Raw genomic sequence first — 2355 nt, 5'->3', positions numbered from 1 at the left:
AAGTTTTATAGAAGAGATAGTGCAAGAGCATAAAGATTATATACAAAGAATGGAATTATGGAAAAAACAATTGAGTAAAAATATAAATGAACAGTTATTAAACGACATAATACAGTTTTTGAAAAATGATATTCAAAAGCATGCAGAAAAAGAAGAAGAAAAGTTAAATGAAGATTTAGAAAAAATTTATGAAGATTTTGACAGTCAGGCTATTGCATTTGCCCATGACATGATAGACGAAGCAATAGATGATGTTTTAAACTATTATGAAAAGTATAAAAAGGACAAAAAATATGAAGAAAAGCTTAAGAAAGGTATAGAAAAGGTTTTCACAATGTTGAAAGACCATTTTTCAGAAGAAGAAAATTTCTTATTTCCAAATATTTATAAAGAAGAAAAGGAGTGGCTGTAATGCTAACAACAGCATGTAAGGATGCAATAAGAGCAATGATATATATAGCAAAAAAACAAAAAAAATCAGACAGTTTCATATCTATTAAAGAAATAGCAGAAAACTTAAATTTATCATTTTATTTTTTATCAAAAATACTTCATAAACTTGTAAAAGATAGATTTTTAGAATCTTACAGAGGTCCCAACGGAGGAGTAAAACTTGCAAGACCAATGGAAAACATATCATTATATGACATTATTTTAAGTATAGATGGAAATAATGTTTTTACACAATGTATTCTCGGATTTAAAGAATGCTCTGACACCAAACCGTGTGCAGTTCACGAGAAATGGGTTCCAGAAAGAGAAAGAATTTATCAACTTTTTAAAAATACAACTTTGGCAGAAATAGAAAAAGAAATTGAGAAAAAGATAAATATAAAATTATAAGTAGGGGAGAAAGTCCCCTTTTTTAATGAGGCATTATTTTCACTAAACATTCATCAGGATTTATTTTATCTCCTTCTTTAACATAAACCTCTACAACCTCCCCATCAATTGGAGCATGAATTTCATTTTCCATTTTCATTGCTTCTACAACAAGTAAAACATCACCTTTTTTAACTTATCTCCAGAAGATACCTTAATAGATACAACTTTACCTGGCATAGGAGAAGAAACATCACCAACATCAACAGCTTTTGGTCTTTTACCTACTACAGCCCCGGCTTCTGGTAAAGATTCGTAATTTTCTCCAACCTCTATTTCCCTTATAGGTACAACCAGTGCTTCTTCAAGTTTTCCATCTATCCTAATAAAGTATGGCTTACCTTCTTCTATTGGATTTCCAACACCTGCAATTTGAACGTGATACTGTTCACCGTGAAGTGTAATATTAAACTCTATTGGTGCTTTAGTCGGACATTCTTCTTCAACTGAGATTTCTTCAACCTGCGGAGGAAGAGCTTCTCCCCTTTCATATGCTTCTCTCCATTCAAAAAATTCCTTTGCAACCTGTGGAAATAGACAGTAAGAAAGAACGTCCTCAGGATTTTTAGCACCTGCTTCATAGGCTTCTTTTGTACACCTATCAAGCTCAGGTTCAAGTAAATCAGCAGGTCTAACCTGAATTATTTCTTCATCACCTATAATTTTTTCTATTATTTGAGGCTTTATAGGAGCTGGAGGTCTTCCATATAAACCTTTTACATAATCTTTAACCTCTTTTGTTACAACCTTGTATCTTTCTCCCTGAAGTACATTCAAAAGAGCCTGAGTACCAACTATCTGGGATGTAGGTGTTACAAGTGGAGGATAACCAAGGTCTTCTCTAACTCTTGCCACTTCTTCTTTAACTTCGTCAAGTTTATCAAGGGCATCATTTTCTTTAAGCTGAGCTATGAAGTTTGACATCATACCGCCAGGAATTTGATGAATAAGAACCTGTGCATCAGGCCATTTTTGAGCTGTATCGTACTTTTTATATTTTTTTCTTACCTCCTTTAAATAATCGGCAACTTCTTCTATTATTTTTAAGTCTATATCAACTTCATATCCAAGTTCTTTTAATGAATAAACCATTGTTTCACATGCTGGATGTGCAGTAAGCCACGCCCACGTTGACACATCAGTATCTATAATTTCTGCTCCTGCTTCTGCCCCTTTTAAGTAAGCCATTTCTGCAAGTGCAGCTGTAGACTGGGCATGTATATGAACTGGAAGTTTTACTTCTTCTTTCAGCCTTGAAACAAGCTCAAAAGAAACTTTTGGAGTTAAAATTCCTGCCTGGTCTTTAATTGATATAATGTCAACACCTAAGTCTTTAAGTTTTTTTGCAATATTTACATAATAATCAACTGTATGTACAGGACTTATAGTATAAGCCAAAACTCCTTTTACGGTTTTTCCACATTCTTTTGCTACTGAAATAGCAACTTCCATGTTTCTAACATCATTTAGTGC

2 protein-coding genes and 1 pseudogene are annotated in these 2355 nt (G+C 33.0%); 2 read left to right on the top strand and 1 reads right to left on the bottom strand.

All coding sequences use genetic code 11. The features are described from left to right. Positions 1-412: hemerythrin domain-containing protein (locus tag HG1285_RS04355; protein WP_008288656.1), on the top strand; the 412-nt coding region annotated here is incomplete at its 5' end. Next, on the top strand, positions 412-843 hold the full coding sequence (locus HG1285_RS04360) for an Rrf2 family transcriptional regulator (protein ID WP_008288655.1): 432 nt from the start codon (positions 412-414) through the stop codon (positions 841-843). The genes HG1285_RS04355 and HG1285_RS04360, both read left to right, overlap by 1 nt. A gap of 22 nt (positions 844-865) precedes the next feature. Here the strand turns inward: HG1285_RS04360 and HG1285_RS18335 are convergent. Next, positions 866-2355 (bottom strand): annotated as a pseudogene (locus HG1285_RS18335) (pyruvate carboxylase subunit B); the annotation flags it as partial.

Source organism: Hydrogenivirga sp. 128-5-R1-1, assembly GCF_000171895.1.
The sequence above is the reverse complement of the archived record's forward strand: the minus strand, read 5'-3'. Positions and strand labels throughout refer to the sequence as shown.